This is a genomic window from Sphingomonas yabuuchiae (genome assembly GCF_001477495.1).
GTDB lineage: Bacteria > Pseudomonadota > Alphaproteobacteria > Sphingomonadales > Sphingomonadaceae > Sphingomonas > Sphingomonas yabuuchiae_A.
Genome location: NZ_LDTF01000078.1, coordinates 1 through 6605, shown reverse-complemented (window position 1 = coordinate 6605; position 6605 = coordinate 1). Strand labels below are relative to the sequence as shown.

Below are 6605 nucleotides of genomic sequence, written 5' to 3'. Positions count from 1 at the left end.
CGCCCCACCCCCGGCCCCTCCCCTGAAGGGGAGGGGAGAGAAGGATTCCGATGCGCTACCTGCCCCTTACCTCTTCCGATCGGGCCGAGATGCTCTCGGTCATCGGTGCCGGATCGGTCGACGACCTGTTCGTCGACGTGCCCGAATCCGCCCGCCTGTCCGGCCCCATCGAAGGGCTGCCCAACCACGCGTCCGAACTGGCGGTCGAGCGGCACATGACCGCGCTTGCCCGCAAGAATGTCGTGGCGGGCGACGTGCCCTTCTTCCTGGGCTGCGGCGCCTATCGCCATCACGTTCCCGCCAGCGTCGATCATCTGATTCAGCGCGGTGAGTTCCTGACCGCCTATACGCCCTATCAGCCGGAAATCGCGCAGGGCACGCTGCAGATGCTGTTCGAGTTCCAGACGCAGGTCGCGCGTCTGCTCGGCACCGATGTCGCCAACGCCTCCATGTATGACGGCTCGACCGCCTGCTGGGAAGCGATCGGCATGGCGCGGCGCATCACCAAGAAGTCCAAGGCGATCCTGTCCTCGGGCCTGCACCCGCACTATGTCTCGGTCGCCAAGACCATGGCGAAATATACCGGCGACACTCTCGAGACCGGCACGCCCGTCCTGACCGCCGAGACCGACCTGGATCAGATGATCGCGGCGATCGACGGCGACACGTCCTGCGTCGTCGTCCAGTATCCGGACATTCTCGGCCGCATCGCCGACCTGACCCCGCTGGCCGAGGCGTGCCACGCCAAGAAGGCGCTGCTGATCGCCGTCGTAACCGAGCCGGTCGCACTGGGTGCGATCCGCTCGCCGGGCGAGATGGACGCCGACATCGTCGTCGGCGAAGGCCAGTCGCTGGGCGTCGGGCTTCAGTTCGGCGGGCCCTATGTCGGCCTGATGGGCTGCAAGGATAAGTATATCCGCCAGATGCCCGGCCGCTTCTGTGGCGAGACGGTGGACGCGGACGGCAAGCGTGGCTTTGTGCTGACGCTGTCGACCCGCGAGCAGCATATCCGCCGTGAAAAGGCGACGTCGAACATCTGCACCAATTCGGGCCTGTGTGCGCTCGCCTTCTCGATCCACATGACGTTGCTGGGCGAGGCGGGTCTGCGCCGGATGGCGGGGATCAACCACGCCAATGCGTGCCGCGCGGCGGATCGTCTGGCCAAGGTGCCCGGCGTCAAGCTGGTCAACGACGTGTTCTTCAACGAGTTCACGCTCGACCTGGGCCGCGAGGCGCGTCCGATCGTGCGGACGCTCGCCGAGCGCGGCGTGCTGGCGGGCGTGTCGCTCGGCCGGCTCTATCCGGGCGAGGACGCGCTCGCGAACGGACTGGTTGTGGCGGTCACCGAGACGGTGACGGCGGAGGATATCGAGACGCTTGCCAAGGCGCTCGAGGAGGTGCTGGCATGACGATCAACCAGAGCGGCTGGAAGCCCACGAGCCCCGAAGCCAACGAAGCGGTGGTCCCGGCGACCTTCACCGGCAACCGTGCGCTGATGCTGGAAGAAAAGCTGATTTTTGAGATCGGCGACAGCGAGACGACCGGTGTCGACTTTGCCGAGGGCGATGTCGCCGGTTCGCGTCTGGGCGACCTGTCCCGCAAGGACCCGATCGGCCTGCCGGGCCTGTCGGAGCCGGAGACGGTGCGCCATTACACCCGTCTGTCGCGTCAGAATTACGCGATCGACCTGGGCCTGTTCCCGCTGGGTTCGTGCACGATGAAGCACAATCCGCGCCTGAACGAGAAGATGGCCCGCCTGCCGGGGTTCAGCGACGTTCACCCGCTCGCGCCCGTCGACACGGTGCAGGGCGCGCTGGAGGTCATTCACCAGCTGGCGCACTGGCTGGTCACGCTGACCGGCATGACCTCGGTCGCGATGAGCCCCAAGGCGGGCGCGCATGGCGAGCTGTGCGGTATCCTGGCAATCAAGGCGGCGCTGGAGAAGCGTGGCGAGGGCCATCGCAAGGTCATTCTGGTGCCGGAATCGGCGCATGGGACCAACCCGGCGACGGCGGCGTTTGCGGGTTTCTCGGTCGAGGATATTCCCGCGACGGCGGACGGCCGTGTCGATACCGCGGCGCTGAAGGCGCGGCTGGGGCCGGACGTGGCGGGCGTGATGATCACCAACCCGAACACCTGCGGCCTGTTCGAGCGTGACCTGAAGGACATTTCCGACGCGGTCCACGCCGCTGGCGGCTATGTCTATTGCGACGGCGCGAACTTCAACGCCATCGTCGGGCGCGTGCGTCCGGGCGATCTGGGCGTCGATGCGATGCACATCAACCTGCACAAGACCTTCTCGACCCCGCATGGCGGCGGCGGGCCGGGTTCGGGGCCGGTGGTGTTCTCGGAGGCGCTCACGCCCTTCGCGCCGCTGCCCTTCGTCGAGAAGACGGGCGAGGGCTTCCGGCTGGTCGAGGAAGAGAATGCCGACGACCATCACGCCGACAGCTTCGGCCGCATGGTGGCCTTCCACGGCCAGATGGGCATGTTCACCCGCGCGCTGACCTATATCCTCAGCCACGGCGCCGACGGCCTGCGCCAGGTCGCCGAGGATGCGGTGCTCAACGCCAACTATGTCCTCCGTTCGCTGGAGAACACGCTGGACGCGCCGTTCGCCAAGAGCGGTCCGTGCATGCACGAAGCCATCTTCTCGGACGAAGGGCTGGCCGAGGGCTTCTCGACGATCGACGTCGCCAAGGCGCTGATCGACGAGGGCTTCCACCCGATGACCATGTATTTCCCGCTGGTCGTCCATGGCGCGATGCTGGTCGAGCCGACCGAAACCGAGTCGAAGGCGGCGCTGGATCAGTTCATCGGTGCGCTGGCGTCGGTGGCGGAGCGGGCCAAGGCGGGCGACCCGTCGCTCAAGACCGCGCCGCACTTCGCGCCGCGCGCGCGCCTCGACGAGACGCTCGCCGCGCGCAAGCCGGTGCTGGTGTGGAAGGACAAGGCGGCCTGATCGGCTGACGCGACCCTCACCCTTCCCACTCACCTGCAGTGAGCGGGAAGGGTGAGGGTGGCTAAAATCAAAGCGCCGTGAACAGGCAAATCCCGCCCAGGATCACCCCCGGCGCATTGGCGAACACGATCGGCCAGTCCCGTTTCTCGCGCAGAAATCCGTACGCGACCCAGAGCGAGCAGTTCACCATCGTCGCCAGCGGCTGAATCACCGACCCCTTCTGTCCCGCCAGATTCAGCTGTATCTGGTCGATATAGGACAGGTACATCGCCACCGCCGTCGCCGTGGCGATCCAGCCGAGCAGCATTAACTTCCGTTCGCTCACAGGTAGTTGATTCCCTTTTGGTAAATCGATTGAACCTCATGCAAGCGGACGCGCGAGCGGCATGGGATGTTCCGGACGCAAGGGGGCAGGGTGATGCGCTTTGACGAAACCCAGGCCGCGACGCTGGAGGCGGTCCTGCGTTGGCGGCGTGATGTCCGGCACTTCCGGCGCGATCCCGTCGACGAAGCCGTGCTGACGCGGCTGGCCGAGGCGATGGCGCTGGCCCCCTCGGTCGGCAATGCCCGGCCTTGGCGGGTGATCCGGGTCGAGGACTCCGCACTGCGCGCTGCCGTCCGCGCCGATTTCCAACGATGCGACGAAGCGGCCGCGGCGGACTATACCGACGAACAGGCCGCCGCCTACCGCGCGCTGAAGCTGGCCGGGCTGGATGCCGCGCCGGTGCAACTGGCGGTGTTCACCCATATCGACCCGGCGGAGGGCCATGGCCTCGGCCGTCGCACCATGCCGGAAACGCTGCGCCAGTCGACCGCGATGGCGATCCACACCCTGTGGCTGGCGGCGCGGGCGGCCAATCTGGGGATGGGGATGGTGTCGATCCTCGACCCGGGCGCGATGGAGCGGCTTTTCGCGGTGCCCGAGGACTGGGCGTTCACGGCCTATCTGTGCCTCGGCCATGCCGAATGGGACGACGACACGCCGCTGCTCCACCGGGCCGGGTGGCAGGAGAATGCGCCGACCCGCTGGGAGGTGCGCTGAAAATCCTTCCCCGTGCCGGCGAGGGTCAATCCTCGGCCGCCGCCGTACTCGTCTGCTGCTTGCCCAGCCTCTGCTCGCGCCAGACGATGAACAGTCCGCTGGCGATGATGACCGGCGCGCCCAACCATGTTCCCATCGTCGGCAGCACCCCGAAGATCAGCCAGCCATAGACGGTCGCCCAGATCAGTCCCGAATAGTCCATCGGCACGACGGCGGCGACCGGAGCCAGCCGCGAGGCGCCGGTCAGCGCCAGCTGCCCCAGGCCGCCCGCCAGCCCGATCGAGACGAGCACGACCCAGGTCAGCGGATCGTGCATCTTCAGGTGGAACGCATAGGGCAGGGCGATGAAGGGCAGGGTCAGGACGGTGAAATAGAAGACGGTCGTGGTCGCGGGTTCGTCGCGCAGCTGGCGCAGGACGATCGCGACGATCGCGACGAACATCGCCGCCATCAGGCCCACGAACGCCCCGAACAGCGACATGTCGTTGGCGCCCGGTCGCACCACGAGCAGCACGCCCGCAAAGCCGACCAGCACCGCGCTCCAGCGTTGCAACCCGGTCTTCTCCCGCAGCACCAGCGCACCCAGCAACGTGGCGAAGATCGGCACGGTGAACTGAAAGGTCGTCGCCTCGGCCAGCGGCAGCAGCATCACTGCGCCGAAGGTGAAGACCATGCCGACCAACCCGACCATCGCCCGCTTGGCATGGCCCTTCAGCCGCGTGGTGCGCAGCGACGCCAGGCCCGGCCCCGCCAGGACGAAGGCGAGCACGACCGGCAGCGCGCAAAGCTGGCGAAAGAACATGGTCTCGGAAAGGCTCGCCCCGCGCGACTCGGCCAGCTTCACGAAGGCCGACATGGTCGACAGGAAGAAGATGGCGATCAGGCGCAGGCCGATGCCTTTCAGCACGCGGTCATCGGACATGCGCGCCTCCTAGCCGCTGTGCGACTATGGCGAAAGCCGCAAGCGTCCGCCCTCTTGGCGAAACCGGGTCTTTGCCGCTATCGGGCGGGCATGAAGCATGCTCTGTCCGTCACCCGCGACGCGGATTTCTCCGCCTGGTATCAGTCCGTCATCGCCGAGGGCGATCTGGCCGAGGAATCGGGCGTCCGTGGCTGTATGGTCATCCGCCCCTGGGGTTACGGTATCTGGGAGCGTATCCAGCGCCTGCTCGACGATCGCATCAAGGCGACGGGGCATGAGAATTGCTATTTCCCACTCTTCATCCCGCTCAGCTATTTCGAGAAGGAGGCCGAGCATGTCGACGGCTTCGCCAAGGAGATGGCGGTCGTCACGCACCACCGGCTGATCGCCGATGGCAAGGGCGGGCTGGTCCCCGATCCCGAGGCGAAGCTGGAAGAGCCGCTGGTCGTGCGCCCGACCTCGGAGACGGTGATCGGCACCGCCTTTGCCCGCTGGGTCCAGTCGTGGCGCGACCTGCCGGTGCTGATCAACCAGTGGGCCAATGTCGTCCGCTGGGAAATGCGCACCCGCATGTTCCTGCGTACCGCCGAATTCCTGTGGCAGGAAGGGCATACCGCCCACGCCACGGTCGACGAGGCCCGCGCCGAGACGCTCCAGATGCTGGAAGTCTATCGCAGCTTCGCCGAGAACTGCCTGGGCGTGCATGTCATCGCGGGCGAGAAGCCGGAGAATGAGCGTTTCCCCGGTGCGGTCTCGACCTATTCGATCGAGGCGATGATGCAGGACGGCAAGGCGCTGCAGACCGCGACCAGCCACTTCCTCGGCGACAATTTTGCAAAGGCCCAGAATATCCGCTTCCAGAATGCGGAAGGCGGGCTGGATTATGCGCAGACCACCAGCTGGGGCATGACCACGCGCACGATCGGCGCGATGATCATGGTGCACGGCGACGACGACGGCATGCGCGTGCCGCCTAAGGTCGCGCCGTGGCAGGTGGTGATCGTGCCCATGCTGCGCGACCAGCCCGAGGACGAGGCGCTGCTTGGCTATTGCCGCGACCTGCAAAAGGAACTGGTCGGGCAGTCCGCGCTGGGCGAGCCGATCCGCGCGATGGTCGATGCGCGTGCACAAAAGGCCGCCAACAAGCGCTGGGGCTGGGTCAAGAAGGGCGCACCGGTCATCATCGAGGTCGGCGGTCGCGACATGGCGGGCGGCAACGTCTCGGTCATCCGCCGCGACCGGCTGTACCGCGAGGACGGCAAGCTCGATTCGGTCGTGCAGCCGCGTGGCGATTTCGTGAGCGGTGTCGCGGACCTGCTGGCCGAAATCCAGGCCGAACTCCACCGCCAGTCGGCCGAGCGGTTGAAGGCGCAGATCGTACCCGTCGATGACTGGGCAGGCGTCGAGGCGCATTTCGCGGACGGCGTGAAGAATCCGGGCTGGGTCGATGTCCGCTGGGCCAAGCCCACAGGGGCCGAACTGGAGCATGTGGTCGAAAAGCTGAAGGCCCTGAAGTTGACGATCCGCAACGCGCCGATGGGTCAGACGGGTTGCGATGACGGCCCCTGCATCTTCACCGGCCGCGCGGGCGTGGAGCGGGTGCTGATCGGCCGGGCGTATTGATTTTGGTACGCCCACTCTGATCTGGGCACGCCCCTCCCGCAGGCGGGAGGGGCGTG

General features: G+C 66.8%; 6 protein-coding genes. 4 read left to right on the top strand and 2 right to left on the bottom strand.

Annotated features, from left to right (window positions below; all coding sequences use genetic code 11):
• The first annotated feature begins 50 nt into the window (after window positions 1-50).
• Window positions 51-1409: an aminomethyl-transferring glycine dehydrogenase subunit GcvPA gene (gcvPA, locus tag NS355_RS13620; protein ID WP_058746215.1), complete on the top strand. Its 1359-nt coding sequence runs from the start codon at window positions 51-53 to the stop codon at window positions 1407-1409.
• Window positions 1406-2962: an aminomethyl-transferring glycine dehydrogenase subunit GcvPB gene (gene gcvPB, locus NS355_RS13615; RefSeq protein WP_058746214.1), complete on the top strand. Its 1557-nt coding sequence runs from the start codon at window positions 1406-1408 to the stop codon at window positions 2960-2962. The genes gcvPA and gcvPB overlap by 4 nt, the downstream gene beginning before the upstream one ends.
• A gap of 67 nt (window positions 2963-3029) precedes the next feature.
• Here the strand turns inward: gcvPB and NS355_RS13610 are convergent, their stop codons facing one another.
• Window positions 3030-3269: a SemiSWEET family transporter gene (locus tag NS355_RS13610; protein WP_042484722.1), complete on the bottom strand. Its 240-nt coding sequence runs from the start codon at window positions 3267-3269 to the stop codon at window positions 3030-3032.
• Between the two features lie 111 nt (window positions 3270-3380).
• Here NS355_RS13610 and bluB point away from each other — a divergent pair, with 111 nt between their 5' ends.
• On the top strand, window positions 3381-4004 hold the full coding sequence (bluB, locus tag NS355_RS13605; RefSeq protein ID WP_058746213.1) for a 5,6-dimethylbenzimidazole synthase: 624 nt from the start codon (window positions 3381-3383) through the stop codon (window positions 4002-4004).
• A gap of 25 nt (window positions 4005-4029) precedes the next feature.
• On the opposite strand, the gene NS355_RS13600 is transcribed toward bluB, so the two are convergent.
• Window positions 4030-4926 carry a DMT family transporter gene (locus NS355_RS13600; RefSeq protein ID WP_058746212.1) on the bottom strand — a complete coding sequence of 299 codons (897 nt, stop codon included), beginning with the start codon at window positions 4924-4926 and terminating at the stop codon, window positions 4030-4032.
• A 90-nt stretch (window positions 4927-5016) separates the two neighbouring features.
• On the opposite strand from NS355_RS13600, the gene proS reads away from it, so the two are divergent.
• Window positions 5017-6549, top strand: a complete 1533-nt coding sequence (gene proS / locus NS355_RS13595; RefSeq protein WP_058746211.1) for a proline--tRNA ligase — start codon at window positions 5017-5019, stop codon at window positions 6547-6549.
• Window positions 6550-6605 lie beyond the last annotated feature (56 nt).

Bases quoted from the DNA above. Each gene is read 5' to 3' on its own strand.
- gcvPA (WP_058746215.1), top strand. From the start codon at position 51: ATGCGCTACCTGCCCCTTACCTCTTCCGATCGGGCCGAGATGCTCTCG.
- gcvPB (WP_058746214.1), top strand. From the start codon at position 1,406: ATGACGATCAACCAGAGCGGCTGGAAGCCCACGAGCCCCGAAGCCAAC.
- NS355_RS13610 (WP_042484722.1), bottom strand. From the start codon at position 3,269: ATGCTGCTCGGCTGGATCGCCACGGCGACGGCGGTGGCGATGTACCTG.
- bluB (WP_058746213.1), top strand. From the start codon at position 3,381: ATGCGCTTTGACGAAACCCAGGCCGCGACGCTGGAGGCGGTCCTGCGT.
- NS355_RS13600 (WP_058746212.1), bottom strand. From the start codon at position 4,926: ATGTCCGATGACCGCGTGCTGAAAGGCATCGGCCTGCGCCTGATCGCC.
- proS (WP_058746211.1), top strand. From the start codon at position 5,017: ATGAAGCATGCTCTGTCCGTCACCCGCGACGCGGATTTCTCCGCCTGG.